Annotated in this window: 1 pseudogene; it reads right to left on the reverse strand. The window is 65.1% G+C overall.

Features of this window, described 5'->3' with window-relative positions:
- A pseudogene (locus tag AF337_RS11410) lies at positions 1-212 on the reverse strand (LysR substrate-binding domain-containing protein); the annotation flags it as partial.

Raw genomic sequence — 212 nt, forward strand, 5'->3', positions numbered from 1 at the left:
GAACGCTGCGGCTGGCGAGCATGGTCAGCACGCCCATCGCCACCGGGTCGCGCGATAGTGTCGCGGCAAGCGAAGGCGTGGCGACCGGGCCGAACTCGTCCTCCATGAATCGCAGGGCGGTGATCCCCGCGGCAGGACGATATTCACCGCCCATGATCACAGCGTCCAATTCTGGGTGCATCTGCAACGGTTCGACGATGGTCATCGGCACG

Origin of the sequence: Rhizobium ecuadorense, assembly GCF_001187535.1 — a bacterium.
Lineage (GTDB): Bacteria > Pseudomonadota > Alphaproteobacteria > Rhizobiales > Rhizobiaceae > Rhizobium > Rhizobium ecuadorense.